At 68.4% G+C, this 16,247-nt stretch carries 17 protein-coding genes; 10 read left to right on the plus strand and 7 right to left on the minus strand.

Going from position 1 to position 16,247, the window contains the following annotated elements:
- Nucleotides 1–87 precede the first annotated feature (87 nt).
- Nucleotides 88–2,307, plus strand: a complete 2,220-nt coding sequence (locus ACODRV_RS11835; RefSeq protein WP_240811804.1) for a glycoside hydrolase family 3 N-terminal domain-containing protein — start codon at nt 88–90, stop codon at nt 2,305–2,307.
- A gap of 68 nt (nt 2,308–2,375) precedes the next feature.
- Here the strand turns inward: ACODRV_RS11835 and ACODRV_RS11840 are convergent, their stop codons facing one another.
- From ACODRV_RS11840 to rplM, 4 genes are all read right to left on the minus strand, one after another.
- A complete protein-coding gene (locus ACODRV_RS11840; RefSeq protein WP_488908449.1) occupies nt 2,376–2,723 on the minus strand; it encodes an arsenate reductase in 348 nt (115 codons plus the stop codon).
- 62 nt (nt 2,724–2,785) lie between these two features.
- Nucleotides 2,786–3,370, minus strand: coding sequence for a 2'-5' RNA ligase family protein (locus tag ACODRV_RS11845; protein WP_488908450.1), 585 nt, complete (start codon nt 3,368–3,370; stop codon nt 2,786–2,788).
- Nucleotides 3,371–3,517: 147 nt separating this feature from the next.
- Complete coding sequence (gene rpsI, locus ACODRV_RS11850) at nt 3,518–4,003, minus strand: 30S ribosomal protein S9 (RefSeq protein WP_141626783.1); 486 nt, start codon at nt 4,001–4,003, stop codon at nt 3,518–3,520.
- Nucleotides 4,004–4,005: 2 nt separating this feature from the next.
- Nucleotides 4,006–4,479, minus strand: coding sequence for a 50S ribosomal protein L13 (rplM, locus tag ACODRV_RS11855; RefSeq protein WP_141628291.1), 474 nt, complete (start codon nt 4,477–4,479; stop codon nt 4,006–4,008).
- 361 nt (nt 4,480–4,840) lie between these two features.
- On the opposite strand from rplM, the gene ACODRV_RS11860 reads away from it, so the two are divergent.
- On the plus strand, nt 4,841–5,500 hold the full coding sequence (locus ACODRV_RS11860; RefSeq protein ID WP_488908451.1) for a hypothetical protein: 660 nt from the start codon (nt 4,841–4,843) through the stop codon (nt 5,498–5,500).
- A gap of 355 nt (nt 5,501–5,855) precedes the next feature.
- On the plus strand, nt 5,856–7,250 hold the full coding sequence (locus ACODRV_RS11865; protein WP_488908452.1) for an alkaline phosphatase PhoX: 1,395 nt from the start codon (nt 5,856–5,858) through the stop codon (nt 7,248–7,250).
- 40 nt (nt 7,251–7,290) lie between these two features.
- On the opposite strand, the gene ACODRV_RS11870 is transcribed toward ACODRV_RS11865, so the two are convergent.
- The gene (locus ACODRV_RS11870) at nt 7,291–8,361 is read right to left on the minus strand and encodes a COX15/CtaA family protein (RefSeq protein WP_488908453.1); all 1,071 of its coding nucleotides are present in this window, start codon (nt 8,359–8,361) and stop codon (nt 7,291–7,293) included.
- Between the two features lie 134 nt (nt 8,362–8,495).
- Here ACODRV_RS11870 and ACODRV_RS11875 point away from each other — a divergent pair, with 134 nt between their 5' ends.
- Complete coding sequence (locus ACODRV_RS11875; protein ID WP_141626787.1) at nt 8,496–8,747, plus strand: transglycosylase; 252 nt, start codon at nt 8,496–8,498, stop codon at nt 8,745–8,747.
- Nucleotides 8,747–8,947, plus strand: a complete 201-nt coding sequence (locus tag ACODRV_RS11880) for a DUF2842 domain-containing protein (RefSeq protein WP_141626788.1) — start codon at nt 8,747–8,749, stop codon at nt 8,945–8,947. The genes ACODRV_RS11875 and ACODRV_RS11880 overlap by 1 nt, the downstream gene beginning before the upstream one ends.
- A 6-nt stretch (nt 8,948–8,953) precedes the next feature.
- Here the strand turns inward: ACODRV_RS11880 and ACODRV_RS11885 are convergent, their stop codons facing one another.
- A complete protein-coding gene (locus ACODRV_RS11885; RefSeq protein WP_488908454.1) occupies nt 8,954–9,928 on the minus strand; it encodes a hypothetical protein in 975 nt (324 codons plus the stop codon).
- 435 nt (nt 9,929–10,363) lie between these two features.
- Between ACODRV_RS11885 and ACODRV_RS11890 the strand changes: the two genes are divergently transcribed.
- The 5 genes from ACODRV_RS11890 to ACODRV_RS11910 are packed head-to-tail and all read left to right on the plus strand — an operon-like array spanning nt 10,364 to nt 15,512.
- The gene (locus ACODRV_RS11890; RefSeq protein WP_488908455.1) at nt 10,364–11,749 is read left to right on the plus strand and encodes an acyclic terpene utilization AtuA family protein; all 1,386 of its coding nucleotides are present in this window, start codon (nt 10,364–10,366) and stop codon (nt 11,747–11,749) included.
- Nucleotides 11,749–12,072 (plus strand): DUF4387 domain-containing protein, encoded by a 324-nt coding sequence (locus ACODRV_RS11895; RefSeq protein ID WP_488908456.1) that lies wholly within the window; start codon nt 11,749–11,751, stop codon nt 12,070–12,072. The genes ACODRV_RS11890 and ACODRV_RS11895 overlap by 1 nt, the downstream gene beginning before the upstream one ends.
- A 52-nt stretch (nt 12,073–12,124) precedes the next feature.
- A complete protein-coding gene (locus ACODRV_RS11900; protein WP_488908457.1) occupies nt 12,125–13,135 on the plus strand; it encodes a phosphoglycerate dehydrogenase in 1,011 nt (336 codons plus the stop codon).
- Nucleotides 13,132–14,439, plus strand: a complete 1,308-nt coding sequence (locus tag ACODRV_RS11905) for a glycerate kinase type-2 family protein (RefSeq protein WP_488908458.1) — start codon at nt 13,132–13,134, stop codon at nt 14,437–14,439. Before ACODRV_RS11900 ends, ACODRV_RS11905 begins: the two co-directional genes overlap by 4 nt.
- Nucleotides 14,436–15,512 (plus strand): tartrate dehydrogenase, encoded by a 1,077-nt coding sequence (locus tag ACODRV_RS11910; RefSeq protein WP_488908459.1) that lies wholly within the window; start codon nt 14,436–14,438, stop codon nt 15,510–15,512. The genes ACODRV_RS11905 and ACODRV_RS11910 overlap by 4 nt, the downstream gene beginning before the upstream one ends.
- Here ACODRV_RS11910 and ACODRV_RS11915 read toward each other — a convergent pair.
- Nucleotides 15,509–16,210, minus strand: coding sequence for a Crp/Fnr family transcriptional regulator (locus ACODRV_RS11915; RefSeq protein WP_168196815.1), 702 nt, complete (start codon nt 16,208–16,210; stop codon nt 15,509–15,511). The genes ACODRV_RS11910 and ACODRV_RS11915 overlap by 4 nt on opposite strands.
- Nucleotides 16,211–16,247: the final 37 nt, after the last annotated feature.

The following is a 16,247-nucleotide window of genomic DNA, read 5'->3' on the forward strand; positions in this document are numbered from 1 at the left end:
TGCGCCGACTTCAGTGGAACCGGTTACATGCATCAACTGCGCAGCTCAGCCCCTTCCCGTAGAAGACTTCTCGCAGGAGGCGCCATGATGGCCGGAATGATGATGGCTCCCCGTATCGCCGCCGCGAAGGCGCAGGAAAACCTGTCCCGCGTCGACGCCCTGATCGCCCGCATGACGATCGAGGAGAAGGCGGGCCAGCTGAATCTGATGAACGACCCGTTCCGCTGGCGTCCCGAGGGAATCAATCCCGGCGACACCTTCGATTCGGATCAGGCCCAGACCGCCGCCGACATTCGCGCGGGCCGGATCGGCGCCCTGTTCAACGGCGTCGGCGCCGCCTCGACTCGCTATGTCCAGGACATGGCGGTCAAGGAAAGCCGTCTCGGCATTCCCCTGCTGTTCGCGGCCGACATCGTCCACGGCCTGAAGACCACCTTCCCTGTCCCGCTCGGCGAGGCCGCAAGCTGGGATCTGGATCTGGCCGAGCGCACCGCGCGCGCGGCCGCCGTCGAGGGCGGAGCGGCGGGCGTGCACCAGACCTACGCCCCCATGGTCGACGTCGCGCGTGACCAGCGCTGGGGCCGCGTGGTCGAGGGCGCCGGCGAGGACGTCCTGCTGAACAACCTGTTCGCCATCGCCCGCACCAGGGGCTTCCAGGGCGATGACCTGACCCATTGGTCGTCGCTGGTCGCCACGCCCAAGCATTTCGCCGCCTACGGCGCCGCCGAAGCCGGCCTGGACTACAACTCGACCGACATGAGCGAGCAGATGCTGCGCTCGGTCTATCTGCCGCCGTTCAAGGCCGCCTTCGACGCGGGCGCCCTGTCGGTGATGAGCGCCTTCAACGACCTGAACGGCGTGCCGACCAGCGGCAACAAATGGCTGCTGACCGACGTGCTGCACGGCGAGTGGGGCTTCGCCGGCTTCGTGGTCTCCGACTACACCTCCGAGCAGGAACTGATCGCCCACGGCTACGCCGCCGACGGCCGTGACGCCGCGCGTCTGGCCCTGATGGCCGGCGTCGACATGTCGATGAAGAGCGGCCTGTACATCAAGCACATTCCCGAACTGGTCCAGTCGGGCGACGTGCCGGTCGAGCGTGTCGATCAGGCCGTCCGCCGGGTGCTGATGACCAAGGCCGCGCTGGGCCTGTTCGACGATCCCTACCGGGGCTCGGACGTGCGCACCGAGCGCCGCGTCACCGGCAGCCGCGAGCATCTGGACCTCGCCCGCGAGGCCGGCCGCAAGTCCATCGTGATGCTCAAGAACGAAGGCGACCTGCTGCCCCTGCCCAGGACCGGCAAGCGCATCGCCCTGATCGGCCCGTTCGGCGCCGACAAGACCGATGTGTTCGGGCCGTGGTCCGTGTTCAAGGACATGGCGCTGGCGGTGTCGCTGGAAGAGGGCGTGCGCGCCGCGCTCGGCGACGACGCTCACCTGACCGTCGTGAAGGGCTCGGACGTCGAGGCCCCGCTGGCGGGCGGCATCGAGGCCGCCGTCCTGGCCGCCGGGGACGCCGACGTGGTCCTGCTGGCCATCGGCGAATCCAGCGAGATGTCGGCGGAATCCAAGTCCCGCACCGAAATCACCATCCCCGACGCGCAACTGGCGCTGGCCGAGGCGGTCGCCGCCACCGGCAAGCCGGTCGTGGTCCTGCTGCGCAACGGTCGCGGCATGGAGCTGTCGGGCGCGGTCAACGGCGCCGCCGCCATTCTGGTGACGTGGTTCCTGGGCTCCCAGAGCGGCAACGCCATCGCCGACGTCCTGTTCGGCGACCACGCCCCCACCGGCCGCCTGCCGGTCAGCTTCCCCTACAAGTCGGGACAGTCGCCGTTCTATTACGCGCACAAGTCCACCGGCCGCCCCTCGCGCCCGACCGACCGGGAGTTCACCACCAAATTCCGCGGCGTGCCGAACGAGGCCCTCTATCCGTTCGGCCACGGCCTGACCTATGCGCCGATCCGCTATTCGGCGGTCACCGTCTCGTCGCCGACGATGACGCGTGACGACGAACTGACGGTCTCGGTCACCCTGACCAACGGCGGCGAGCGCGACGCCTCGGAGGTGGTCCAGCTCTACATCCGCGACCGCGCCGCCTCGATCACCCAGCCGGTGCGCCTGCTCAAGGCGTTCAAGCGCGTGACTGTCCCGGCGGGCGCCAGCGTCGAAACCTCGATGACGCTGAAGTTCGCGGACCTGCTCTTCCTCGGCGGTGACCTGACCCCGACGGTCGAGCCGGGCCTGTTCGACGTCTGGCTGGCGCCCAGCGCCCAGTCGGGCGAACCGGCCCAGTTCACCCTGGTCTGAAGCGAAGCGAAATCGGTCGGGTTGGACAGCGTCCAGCCCGGCTCAGATTTCGCTCCTGAAAACTCCCCTCAGCCGAACACGGCCGCATAGATCTCGGGTTTGAAGCCCACGGTCGTGCGGCCGTCGACGTCCAGCACCGGACGCTTGATCATCGACGGATTGGCCAGCATCAGGCCGATGGCCTTCTCCGCCGTCAGGTCCGCCTTGTCCTCGGGCGGCAAGGCCTTGAACGTCGTCCCCGCGCGGTTCAGCACGATCTCCCATCCGTGCGTCGCCACCCAGCCCGCCAGCGTCTCCCGATCAATCCCGGCCTTCTTGTAGTCGTGGAAGGCGAACGCCTGACCGTCCTGCTCCAGCCAGACGCGCGCCTTCTTGACCGTGTCGCAGTTGGGAATGCCGTAGAGGGTGATGGTCATGGTCGGAGCCTCGCTGTGTCAGGCCCCGCGTCTCCCACAATTCGCGGGCGGCGTCATGCCGCCTAACCCAGCGGCCAGCGCCCGAGGGTGTGATAGGTGGAACGCCCCACCTCGCTGTGGATCAGCTCCACCTCCGTCGCGCGCCACGAGATCGGCGCCACGGCCCGCTCCGGCAGGCGGGCGTCGCCGTACATCAGGGTGACGTGCGGATTGAACTGCGGATTCGACAGCGTCTTCTTCAGGCGACGGTGAATCGCCTCCCACAACTCGCGACGATAGGCCTTCAGCGCCTCCACCCCGGCCTCGCCCAGCAGGACGTGCGGATGCTTCCCCGGCGCGCCGCCGAAGCTGCCGACCCGGTCGAACGAGACCACGAACGAGGGCCGCTCCATTTCGGCGATCACCGCCGACACCTCGGCCGCGACATCGGCGCGGATGCTGCCCGCATAGTCGCCGACGTGGATCAGGGTGACGTGCAGCCGATCCGACCGGATCTCGCCGCCGCCCAGCCCGTACAGTTCGCGTGATCGGCGACGCACCTCCGCGGCCTGCTCGGCCTGCGCGGCGGGCAGCATCAGGCCGACGAACAGCCTCTCAATGCTCTGCGCGGTTCCGAAGTCAAAGCCGCCCTGCGCCGTCATCATCATCCCTTCAGATCGGCCTTCAGATCGACCGTCAGCCCGAAGCCGCTTCAAAGCAGGCGTCGCCCGCACCGGTCAAAGGAAAGTCGCGTTCAAAAGAAAAGGGCGCTCCGGTTTCCCGAAGCGCCCCTTTTCCAGATTGCGGAAACGCGATTAGCGCTTCGAGAACTGGAACGAACGGCGGGCCTTGGCGCGGCCGTACTTCTTACGCTCGACGACGCGGCTGTCGCGGGTCAGGAAGCCGTGCGGCTTCAGAACCTTGCGCAGTTCCGGCTCGTAGTGGGTCAGGGCGTGCGACAGGCCGTGGCGGATCGCGCCGGCCTGGCCCGACAGGCCCGAACCTTCGACGGTGCAGATCACGTCGAACTGGGTTTCACGCTCGGTGACGACCAGCGGCTGGGCGATCATCATGCGCAGAACCGGACGAGCGAAATACTGCTCCTGGTCCTTGCCGTTGATGGTGAACTTGCCGGTGCCCGGCTTCACCCACACGCGGGCGATCGCGTTCTTGCGCTTGCCGGTCGAGTAGGCGCGGCCTTGAGCGTCCAGCTTCTGGACGGCGGGGGCGGCGTCTTCAGCGGCGCTCGACAGGCCCTTCAGGGCGTCGAAGCCGGTGTTTTCGGTGGTGACGTCGGTCATGCTCAGACGCTCCGGGTGTTCTTGGCCGACTTCGAGGCGAAGTCGATGGTTTCGGGCGACTGGGCGGCGTGGCTGTGCTCGGCGCCGGCGAACAGACGCAGGTGCGTCATCTGCTTGCGGGCCAGCGGGCTTTCCTTCGGCAGCATGCGCTCGACAGCCTTCTCCAGGACGCGTTCCGGGAAACGACCGCCCAGCACCTTGGCCGGGGTGGTTTCCTTGACGCCGCCCGGGTGGCCGGTGTGACGGTAGTACACCTTGTCGGTGTTCTTCTTGCCGGTGAAGACGACCTTGTCGACGTTGGTCACGATGACATAGTCGCCGCAATCGACGTGCGGGGTGTAGTCGCCGCGGTGCTTGCCGCGCAGACGGTTGGCGATGAAGGTCGCGAGACGGCCCACCACGACGCCTTCGGCGTCGATGTGGATCCACTTCTTCTCGACCTCGGCCGGCTTCAGCGAAGCCGTGGTGCTCTTCAGCATAACGAGGAGTCCTTGGGAGACGGGCGAAACGGTGTGCTCTTCCGGCGGAGCGGAGGAACGGAAGGCGCGCTGATAGAGGAAGGCGGATCATCGGTCAACGCCGATCTGCGCACCCGTTTCGCAATATATATCTGTAAAATAAAGGAAAAGTCGAAACGGTATTAAAATACCGCATCTTTTCGGCGCCCCGTGGGGTGTCGGGTGTGGGGTATGGGATGTCCAGCGCACTCTCCTGACCAGTCGTCACCTGCACCTCACCCTCCGACACGACACCCCACGCCCCACGCCCCAATCCCTCCCCCTACGTCCAAAAATGACGTACCGGCGTTCTATCCTGCCTCCATCCCCGGAGGCTCCCATGACCGACGCAGCGCCCCGTCCCGCCCCGACCGACCCCGCCGACGCCGGACAGGCCGTCCTTCCCGACGCCGTCTGGGACGAGGTCCGCGCCGACTATCTGGCCGGCTGGTCCGCGCCCGCCTGTTGCCGCCGCTACGGCGTGGGCTTGAGCACCCTGCGCAAGCGCGCGGCCGAGGAGGGCTGGCGGCGCACCGATCAGCCGTGGACCACGCCCAACGGGCTGGACCGCGATGACGAGGGGCTGGCGCTGGAGGAGAGCGTCGACGGCGATCTGGAGCAGATTCCGCTGGGCGAACTGTCGGTCGTCGCCTTCCAGCGGATGATGCGCGCCGTCCTGCACGGCAACGCCATGGAGGCCCTGCGCTGGCGCCGCGTGCACAACGTCATCCAGTCCGAGGCGGCCGAGATCGAGCGCCGCCAGCGGGCCGCCGAGGTCGAGCGTCTTCAGGCCGCCAGCCGCCGCGACCGCGCCTTCGCCGACCGCGTCCTCCAGGGCGCGCAGGCCGATTACGCGGCCTCCCTGATGGACGATCCGATAGACGGCATAGACGACATAGACGGGATAGACGGTGTATTTTCATCGTCTCCGGCGTCTCCCCCGTCCACCGGGGTCCTGCCCGGCCTCCCCGGCGGCGCGCCGTTCGCGGGACCGCCGTGAGGGGTGATCTCACGCCCAAATTGCTATCGTCATTCCCGACGAAAGTCGGGACCCCGCGGCGCCGCGACGGCGGCGACCGAAGGGCGGCGCGAAGCCGCCAAAAACGGCTGCGTGAAGGTTGGCGCACAACCGCTACGGCCTGCGCTCCCGACAGCTTCGCCCTCGCGGGGGCCGCTGGGTCCCGGATCGCCCGCCCGCTACGCGAGCGCTTGTCCGGGATGACGATAGCGGCAAAGCCCCCCAAACCCCACGCCCCACACCCGACACCCTCAGGACAATCCGCCGCGCCCACTGTCACAGAACCCTGACCGACGCCCGCCATAAGCGCCGCAGTGTCCTCCCGGAGTGCCCGCCCATGCGTCTGAACCGTCGTCACCTCATGGGAACGGGCGGCGCCGCCCTCGCCTTCTCGGGCCTGGCCCGCCACGCCGCCGCCCAGACCTCCGCCGTTGAAGAGACCTACCTCAACCAGATCCACGGCTACGGTCCGCTGAAGGCCGATCCGAACCGCCTGCTCGATCTGCCCGAGGGCTTCACCTATCAGGTCATCGCCCAGAGCGGCGACACCATGGACGACGGCCTGTTCGTCCCCGGCCAGCCGGACGGCATGGCCTGCTTCCCGCTGGACGGCATGCAGGTCGCGCTGGTCATGAACCACGAGCTGAAGGGCTCCAGCAGCCTGCACCGCAACCTCGGTCCCGGCGGCCTGCATCAGGAGCGGCTGGGTCAACTGGACGCCTCCAAAGCGTTCGACACCTACAAGGACGGCCGTCCCCTCCCCGGCGGTTGCTCGACCCTGATCTATGACCTCGCCACCCGTCAGGCCGTCAGCCATCGCCTGACCCTCGCCGGCACCTCGACCAACTGCTGCGGCGGCCCGACGCCCTGGGGCAGCTGGCTCAGCTGCGAGGAGACCATCGAGACCCCCGCCGACGCGGACGTGACCAGGGCCCACGGCTGGGTGTTCGAGGTGCCCGCCTCCGCCACCGGCCCCGTCGATCCCGTGCCGCTGAAGGCCATGGGCCGCTTCGACCATGAGGCCGTCTGCATCGATCCGCGCACCGGCTACGCCTATCTGACCGAGGATGTGAACGACAGCCTGCTGTACCGCTTCATCCCGAACGTCCCCGGCAAGCTGGCCGAGGGCGGCAAGCTGCAGGCCCTCGCCTGGAAGGGCGCCCCGTCCGCCGACACCCGCAATCAGGATGGTCAGCGCAGCTGGGCCGTCGGCGACTGGCGCGAGATCGAGTGGATCGACCTTCACGACGTGGAAGACCCCGCCGGCGACCTGCGCCGGCGCGGCCACCGCGACGGCGCAGCCCTGATCGCCCGTGGCGAAGGCATCTGGTGGGGCGACGACGAGATGTACTTCACCGCCACCTCGGGCGGTCCGATCCGCGCCGGTCAGGTGATGCGTCTGGTCCCCGGCCTGAACGGCGCCGCCGACCGCCTTCAGCTGTTCGTCGAGAGCGCGGACAGGAAGGTCGCCAACATGGCCGACAACATCACCATCGCGCCCTGGGGTCACCTGATCCTGTGCGAGGACAACTACTCCGACGAGATCCGCAACCACCTGAAGGGCGTCACGCCCGAGGGCCAGATCTATGTGATCGCCCGCAACGTCTTCCGGGGGAACTCGGAGTTCGCCGGCGCCTGCTTCTCGCCCGACGGCGAGGTGCTGTTCGTCAACATCATGTACCCCGGCATGACCCTGGCCATCCGGGGGCCGTGGGAGAGCGTGCGGGCGTAACCTCAAGCCCCCCTCGATGGGGGAAGGGAGACGATGCGATCTAGAACAGCCCGCTCACCCGCGGCCCCGACACGAACAACCGGGGCTGCGACCGGCGGACCAGCCACAGGTTCACCGTCGCGGCCGCCAGCACCAGGGCGGCGCCCGCCTGATGCAGGCCGCCCAGCCACATCGGCACCGCGTGCATCAGGGTGATGACGCCCAGCGCCGCCTGCAGCCACAGGGCCATGGCCACCACGAAGGCGCTCGCACCCAGACCTTCCGCCAGCCGCCAGCGCCAGGCCTGCACCGCATAGATCGTCCCGCCGATCAGCAGGCCATAGGCGAAGATGCGGTGGTTGAACTGAACGAGCGCCTGATCGTGCAGGAAGGCCAGCGCGCCCTTGCCCCACTCCACCGGCGGCAGGAGGTCGCCGTTCATCAGCGGCCAGTCGGTATAGACGAAGCCCGCCTTGGCCCCGGCCACGAGGCCGCCCAGCAGGCACTGGAAGAAGACCGCGCCCAGCAGGATGGCCGCGCCCCGGCTCCAGCCCTCGGGCGAGCGCGAATGCTCCTCCCCGTTCCAGGCCTCCAGCCCGGTCCAGATCAGGCCCATGAAGATGATGAGCGCCAGCCCCAGATGGGTCGCCAGCCGCTCGGGAGCCACGTCCACGCGCTCGCTCAGTCCGCTGGTGACCATCCACCAGCCTATCAGCCCTTGCAGGCCGCCAAGGCCCAGCAGGACCACGCAGCGCAGGATCAGGCGGCGCGGCAGCTTCCGGATCGCCAGGAAGACGAAGAACGGCAGGGCGAAGACCACCCCGATCAACCGGCCCAGCAGGCGGTGGAACCACTCCCAGAAGAAGATGCCCTGGAACTCGGCCAGACTCATGCCCGCATTGACCTGCTGGTACTGCGGGATCGCCTTGTACTTCTCGAAGGCGTCCATCCAGTCGGCGTGGTTCATCGGCGGCAGCGCGCCCATGATCGGCTTCCACTCGGTGATCGACAGGCCTGAGCCGGTCAGGCGCGTCACGCCGCCGACCACCACCATGGCGAACACCATGACCGCCACGGTCCACAGCCAGATCGCCACCGACCGGCTCTGATCCCTACCGCCAAAACGCTTCATTCGACGCCTGCCGTTCCGAACGTTACACTGCCGGTCGCGCCACTCGTCGCGCCCGGACCTGTGCGGTATGCCCGTGCATGAGGGCGAGATCGAGTCGCTTTTCGGCGCATCGTCGCCGCACGTGGAGAGGCCGTTTGCAGTACGCCGATATCGTCACCGCCGTCGTGGCCGCCTTCGCCCTGGCCTGGCTGGCCGATCTGCTGACCGGCCGTCGCGGTCTGTTCGCCACCTCGCTGGTCGCGGCCACGGGCGCCGTCGCCGGCTGGTTCCTCGCCGTGCGGGTGTTCGGGGTCTCCACCATGGACGAATGGGGCTGGGTCCTGTGGTCGATGATCGGCTCGGCCGTCGCCCTGGTCGCCTTCTTCCTCTTCCGCAGCAAACGCTGATGGGCGGCAGCACCCGACGCTTCATCGCCATGATCGGCGTTCTGGCCTTTCTGGCCCTGTGGATCTGGGGCGTCATCGCCCTGCGCGGCCTGTTCCCGGCCGGCATGCTGCTGGACCTGCTGTTCTTCGCCGTCGGCGGCGTCGGTTGGGGCGTGCCCCTCTATCCGCTGTTCAAATGGGCCGAGAGCGGCAAGGACTGAGCCGCTCTACGGTCGGGGCGCGACCACGGCGTAGGTCGCGTTGACGGCGTCCAGCACCAGTATCCGGTCCACGAACAGCTTGTTGCCGGTCATCCCGCCCATGCCCGAGGCGCGCATGGCGTTGGCCTGCGCGGCGTCCACACCCTCCATATAGGCGACCTCCCGCAGCGGGACCGTAGTGTCGCCGAAGCGCGCGACGCTGGCGCTCGGGGCGACATGGGCGGTCAGGGTGCGGCCCCACGAGTTGACCGGGAAGCTGGTCTCGCCCGCCCCGCCGTTCGTCTTGGCCAGCCAGTCCTCATGGCTGGTCAGCAGGGCGAAGGCGCTCGATCCGGTGTCCAGCATGATGTTCTTGGCCTCGCCGTCGATCACCATTCCGGTCAGGATCACGCCGCGCGGGGTGAAGATGAAGGGGATGGTCTGATCAGCCCCGACCAGTCCTTCCGGAGCGGCGGGACCGACGAAGATGCGGTTGCGCGGATAGTCGATCACCAGAACCCGGCCCCGCAGCAGATCGGCGCCGACGGTGCCGATGATGTCGATCCGGTCCGGCTCGTCCCAGGCGATGCCTCCGCTTGATCCGCCCTGAACGACGCGCACGTTCGCGGCTTCGGCCCGCACCTCTCCCATCGAGAAGACGAAGCGGCTGACCGCGCCGTCCGCTCCTGCGGCCAGCCCCGGCACGCGGGCGGTCAGGCTGTCCAGCTTGTCCTTCATCAGCACCGTCGACGGCGCCCCGAGGTCGAACTGCATGTACAGGGTCTTGGGCGCGCCCTCGATCCGGACCGGGACGATCAGCGCGGCGTGCGGCTCCGTCCGGTCGCCGAACCGCGCCGCCTGCCACAGGAAGCCGAACTCACGCCCGTCGTTCCGCAGGGCCAGTTGAGGGGCCGACTGAGGCGACTGCGCCAGCGCCGGGGCCGCCAGCCCCAGGACCGCGACAGTGAACAGGGCCTTCGCCCACGACAGGATGCGCAACATCTCTTCCCCCGACAGCCCTGATCGCCAGCCCGCGATCCTCAAGGGCTAACAGCCGTCCGGTCCGGCGGCACCTTAAACATCATCCATGAAGCGCCGGCGGACAGCGCTCGAACCGCGCCCGCGGCCTATCAGCCAGATCTTCGCCTGGGGCATCACCGGGGACCGGGTTCTCAAGACCCGCCAATAGCTCGACGATCTCGCAGAGGAAACGCCGCGCACCCAGCTAAACTGAGTCCATCACACAGCGGGCCTGAACACCTGGTCCGTTTCCATCCGTCCGGTTTACGGCGCAGGTTGAAAACCCGGGATATCCAAAGGCGGATCGCCATCCCGTCCTTCATTTTGCATCCAATCCGTTGACCCATTGCATTCACAAGGTCTAGACACGGTGCAAGAGCCGCCCGCGAGCGGCCTATGCCCTGCGAGGATCCAGGAATGCCCGGCGAGACCATCAGGATAATCGTGCCCACCGGCTCGCTAGGCGCCGGCGCGCTTGAGGAAGAAATCCGCTACGGTCTGTCAAAAGGGGCGCACGCCATCGCGACCGATGCCGGTTCAACCGACAGCGGCGCCGCCTATCTCGCCCTCGGCATCTCCAAGAACAACAAGGGCTCGGTCAAGCGCGACCTGACGATCCTGATGAGGGCCGGCGCCGAGGCGGGCATACCGGTCGTCATCGGCACCAGCGGTCAGGCCGGCGGCGACAAGAACCTCGACTGGACCCGCGACATCGTCCTCGAGGTCGCACGCGAACTTGGCATCACGCCCCGCATCGCGCTTCTGTACTCCGAACAGGACAAGACGACGCTCAAGACCCTGAACGGCGAGGGCCGCATCACCCCGCTGGCCCCGCTCGGCCCGCTCGACGACGCTACGATCGACGCCTGCGAGCACATCGTCGCCGCCATGGGACCCGAACCTTATATGGCTGCGCTTGAGGCGGGCGCCGACATCATCCTGGGCGGCCGCACGACCGACACCGCCGTCCTCGCCTGTTTCGCCCTGCTGCACGGCGCGCCGGTCGGGCCGTCCTGGCATGCCGGCAAGGTCGCCGAATGCGGCGCCCAGTGCACCGTCTACCGCGACCGGGGCTCCGGCGTCCTGATCTCGATCGGCCAGGACGGCTTCGAGGTCGAGCCCCTGACGCAGAACAACCGCTGCGACCCCGAAAGCGTGTCGGCCCACATGCTTTATGAGAACAGTGACCCGTTCCGCCTCACCGAGCCCGGCGGGGTGCTGGACGTCACCGACGCGGTCTACACCCCGATCGATGACCGCACGGTCAAGGTCACCGGGTCGGTCTGGGAGCCCAGGCCCTATACGATGAAGCTCGAGGGCGCCGCCGCCAGCCGGTACCAGACGGTCATGCTGATCGGGATCCAGGACCCTGAGGTCATGGCCCGGGTGGACGAGTTCCACGACAAGATGCTGGGCGCCCTCTACCACCGGGTTCACAGCACCATCGGCGAGGCCGCCGGCGATTTTCACATCTCGCTGCGCATGTACGGCTGGAACGCGGTCTCGGGCGACAAGCCGCCGGAGGGGACGCCGCCGCCGCGGGAGATCGGCGTCCTGTTCGTCGCCACGGCGGACAGCCAGGAGATGGCGTCGCAGATCGCCAAGGCCTGCAACCCCTACTTCTTCCACTTCCCGCTCTCCATGGACAAGGAGTTGCCGAGCTACGGCTTCGCCTTCACGCCCGCTGACATCGACCGGGGTCCGGTCTACGAATTCAAGCTGAACCATGTGGTCCATGTCGACGATCCAATGGCGCTGGTCCGCACCGAATGGGTCGACCTGCGTAAGGTGGAGGCCGCCTGATGCCGACCGTGAATGACGTCTGCCACCATGTGCGCTCCAAGAACGCCGGCCCCTACTGGGTGACCTTCGATCTCTTCTTCAAGGATGCGGACGGGTTCGCGAAATACGCCGACAGCCCGGCCCTGGGGCCGCAACTGATCGAACGCCTTTTCGGCGCGGACCCGGCGCTGGTGAAGCGATTCTCCGTGCCGAGCCTGAACGTGGTCAAGATCTCCTATGCCCGCTCCTCCCCCCAGGGCGGAATGGTCGAGCGCGACATGCACTGCGGCCAGCAGTTCGTCCGCCTGCTTGACGTGGAACTCGATACGCCCGCCACAGCGTAGCGCCTCGGTCCAGCCCGTCCTTACGACGCCCGCCCCGTCCACGGAGAACCCCATGTCGTCCTCAAGCCGCCGGGTCGTCGTCACCCAACGCTTCTTCGACGCCGAGACACGCGCCTGGCTGGAGCAGCACGACTGCGAGGTCGTCATCGCCGATCTACCGCCCGGAAAGGGCGACGGCGACCTCACCCCCGCCGAGCTTGAAGGCCTGCTGGCCGGAGCGGCGGGCTGGATCGTCGGCCACGCCCGCGTGACCCGCGACCTGCTGACCGCCCTGCCCCGGCTTCAGGTGATCTCCAGGCGGGGCGTCGGCTATGAGCGGGTCGATACCGACGCCGTGCGCGACCTTGGCCGCGTCGCCTGCATCGCCGCAGGCGGCAATGACGCCTCCGTGGCCGATCATGTCGTCGCGATGATGCTGGCGCTGGGCCGCCGGTTTCGGGAAAGCCAGGACCGGATGCTGGGCGGCGACTGGTCGATCCTCATGGGCTCCGATCTCTATCGTAAGACGGTCGGGATCGTGGGCCTGGGCCGGATCGGTCGCAGTGTGGCGCAAAGGCTTGAGGGATTCGAGGCGGAGATCCTGGTCCACACCCCGACCTTCGACGTGGAAGACCTCGGCGGCCGCATGACGCCCGTCGGCCTGGACGACCTGCTCGCCCGATCCGACTATGTCACCCTGCACGCGCCCCTGAAGGCGGAGACCCGGTTCCTGATCGACGCCGCCGCCCTGACCCGGATGAAGCCCACGGCCTTCCTCATCAACGCCGCCCGGGGCGGTCTGGTCGACGACCTGGCCCTGCTCGAGGCGCTGAGCTCGGGCGCGATCGCGGGCGCCGGCCTGGACACCTTCATGAGCGAGAGCGATCCCGGCTATCGACCGACGACGGAGGCTCTGCTGGCCCTGCCGAACGTCGTGGCGACGCCCCATGCCGCCGCATCATCTCGCGAAGGCCTGGACCGGACGAACCGGGTCGCGGCCCGGTGCGTCGTCGACGTTCTGGACGGCGGCCGCCCGCCCGCCGCCTGCGTGGTCGCCGACGGGCGGGCCGTGGCTCCGGCGTGACGACATCCGACCCGACCGCAGGGCGGCCGCCTGAAGGGCTGCTCAGACATCTGTTTGACGTCGCGGTCGCCGCCGCCATGCCGCGCTTCGTTCTGCCGTCCTGTCTTCCTGAGTCCCCCGTCGGCCGCACGGTCGTGGTCGGGGCCGGAAAGGCGGCGGCGGAGATGGCCTGTGCGCTCGAGGCCCATTGGTCCGGACGGCTGTCAGGTCTGGTGATTGTTCCGTACGGCTCGCACCCCTCCCCGACCCGCATCAGAGTCCTGGAAGCCGGCCATCCCGTGGCAGACGCCGCCGGCGTCTCCGCCACAACGGCCTTGATGGGCGAACTGCAGGATCTGACGGCGGAGGACCTCGTGGTCTGCCTTCTCTCCGGCGGAGGATCGGCGCTTCTCTGCGCGCCAGCGCCCGGCGTCACCCTTCAGGACAAGCAGGCGGTGACACGGACCCTCCTGCGCAGCGGGGCGACGATCTCGGAGATCAACACGGTTCGCAAACACCTCTCCGCGGTCAAGGGCGGAAGGCTGGCCGATCTGGCCCGCCCCGCCCGCCTGGTGACCCTGGCCATCTCCGATGTTCCCGGTGACGATCCGTCCGTGCTGGCGTCGGGCCCCACCCTGCCCGATCCGACAACCCGGGAGGCCGCGCTGGCGATCCTGGCCCGCCATGCGCCTGACGCGCCTCAGGGCGTCCTCGACTGGTTGGGGGACCCTCGCTCGGAGACGTCCTGGCCGGACCCGGATCATCTCCATGATCTGCGGGTGATCGCGACCGCGGACCAGGCCTTGAGCGCTGCCGCCGTGGTCGCCCGGGTCCAGGGCTATGAACCCTTGGTGCTGGGCGGCGCGATTGAAGGCTCGGCCGAGGCCGTCGCGGCCGACCACGCCGCCCTGGTCAGACGCGTCCTCGCCGGCGAAGGGCCTGTCCGGCCGCCCTGTGTGATCCTCTCCGGCGGCGAGACCACGGTTACAGTGCGCGGTGCCGGCCGCGGCGGGCGCAACACCCAGTTTCTTCTGGCGCTCGCCCTCGCCCTTCAGGGCGTTCCTGGCGTTCATGCCCTGGCGGCCGACACCGATGGTATCGATGGGTCCGAAGACAACGCCGGGGCCGTGATCGCGCCGGACACCCTGCGCCGGGCCCAGGCGCTGGGTCTGGACGCGCGCAACGCCCTGACCTCGACCGACGCCTGGAGCGTCTTCGACAGCCTCGACAACCTGGTCGTCACAGGGCCGACCGGGACCAACGTCAATGATTTCCGGGCGATCCTGATCGAGGGACCGCCCGCCCCGTCCAAGGAGCCGACATGACGCCGAACCGTCACTACCGCATCGCCGTCATTCCGGGTGATGGCATCGGCAAGGAGGTCGTGCCGGAGGGTCTGCGCGCGCTTGAGGCTGCGGCCGCCCGCTACGGCTTCACCCTGGACTGCGACCCTTTCGACTTCGCCTCATGCGACTACTATCTGGAGCATGGTCAGATGATGCCGGGCGACTGGAAGGCACGGATCGGAGGTCATGACGCCATCTTCTTCGGCGCGGTCGGCTGGCCCGATACCGTGCCGGACCACGTCAGCCTGTGGGGCTCGCTGATCCAGTTCCGGCGGGAGTTCGACCAGTATGTGAACCTGCGTCCGGTCAAGCTGATGCCGGGCGTGCCCAGCCCCCTGGCCGGCCGAAAGCCCGGCGACATCGACTTCTATGTCGTGCGCGAGAACACCGAGGGCGAATACTCCTCCATCGGCGGCCGGATGTTCCCCGACACGGACCGCGAGATCGTCCTGCAGGAGACGGTCATGACCCGCACGGGCGTCGACCGGATCCTGAAGTACGCCTTCGACCTGGCCCAGCGGCGCGAGAAGAAGCACCTGACCTCGGCCACCAAGTCCAACGGAATCTCCATCACCATGCCCTATTGGGACGAGCGGGTGGAGGCGATGGCCCCGGCCTATCCCGAAGTGCGCTGGGACAAATACCATATCGACATCCTGACGGCCCATTTCGTGCAACATCCGGACTGGTTCGACGTGGTCGTCGCCTCCAACCTGTTCGGCGACATCCTGTCGGATCTGGGTCCCGCCTGCACCGGCACGATCGGCATCGCGCCGGCGGGCAACATCAATCCGGAGCGGACCTTCCCCTCCCTGTTCGAGCCCGTCCACGGTTCGGCGCCGGACATCGCCGGCCAGGGGATCGCCAATCCGGTCGGCCAGATCTGGTCGGCCGCCCTGATGCTGGACCATCTGGGCGAGCGGGACGCCGCCGCCGCCATCGTCGCCGCGATCGAACAGGTCCTGGCCGACCCCGCCTTGCGGACCCGCGACCTCGGGGGGCCGCTCGGTACGATCGACTGCGGCAAGGCCATCGCGGCCGCGGTCCGCTAGGCGGACGACGCGCCATCCAGGCCGCCGGTGCGGACCAGGCGCCGGAGGCCTTCGGCGTCCAGGATCTCGATGCGGGCGTAGTGAATCCGGATCACGCCGCCTCGCTCGAAGGTTTTCAGCGTGCGATTCAGCGTCTGCCGGCTTACCCCCACGATCAGGGCCAGTTCCGCCTGGCGAATGGCGAGGGGCGCAAGGCCCACGTCCTGTGCTGCGCCAAGCAGGGCGGCCGCGACTCGGGCCGGCAGAGCCTGCACCACCCGCTGTCCGATGAAGGCCAGGGCGGCGCGCTGGTGCGCGCAGGCCAGCAGCGCCAGATCGTGATGCAGGGCCGGAAGGCGTTCGGCCAACCGCTGGTAGGCGGCGTCGGACACGTGCATCAGGGTCGTTCGCCCGGATGCGACGGCGTCCTGGGGCCTGGGACCGCCGTCCAGGGTCGACAGCTCGCCGAACCAGGCTCCCGGCCCCAGGCTCTGCACCAGGACCTCAGCGCCCGCGACCGGATAGTCCAGGAGCCTGACGCGGCCTTCCACGACGCCCCAGAGACCGTTCGGCGGATCTCCGGTGGCGTAGATCCGGGCGCCGTCCGGCCGGGTGACGAGAACGGCGGCGTCCAGCAGGGCCGTACGGCGCGCCTCCGGGATCGCCCCGAACCAGGGATCCTGAAGCATCAGGAAAGTGCGGGCGGGAAGGATGGTCATCGCGGCGTACTGTCGCTGATTGTCGCGCAGGCGACAA

It is taken from the genome of Brevundimonas sp. FG8 (genome assembly GCF_057808845.1).